This window comes from Nocardioides malaquae (assembly GCF_015070385.1).
Classification (GTDB): Bacteria; Actinomycetota; Actinomycetes; order Propionibacteriales; family Nocardioidaceae; genus Nocardioides; species Nocardioides malaquae.
Window position 1 is genome coordinate 1 of record NZ_JADCSA010000467.1, and the last position, 267, is coordinate 267.

Sequence of the window (267 nt, forward strand, 5' to 3'; positions counted from 1 at the left end):
GCGGTGAAAGATGGGCAAACCTGTATTGATTGCCATAAAGGGATAGCGCACAAGCTGCCCGATATGCGTGAAGTCGAGCCAGGTTTTTAACAGGGTTATTGCGTGGGTATGCTTGAAGCCAGAGAGTTACTTTGTGAGCGGGATGAACGAACCTTATTTAGTGGCTTGTCATTTACGCTGAACGCAGGAGAGTGGGTACAAATCACCGGTAGCAACGGCGCGGGGAAGACAACGCTTCTCCGTTTGCTGACGGGGTTGTCTCGCCCT

General features: G+C 51.7%; 2 protein-coding genes. Both read left to right on the plus strand.

The annotated features are described in order from the left end of the window. The first annotated feature begins 3 nt into the window (after window positions 1-3). Entirely contained in the window at window positions 4-90 is an 87-nt protein-coding gene (locus IEQ44_RS18225) for a NapC/NirT family cytochrome c (RefSeq protein WP_369074443.1), read from the plus strand. 18 nt (window positions 91-108) lie between these two features. Then, window positions 109-267 (plus strand): ATP-binding cassette domain-containing protein (locus IEQ44_RS17755; RefSeq protein WP_193639426.1); only part of this gene is annotated, 159 nt, incomplete at its 3' end.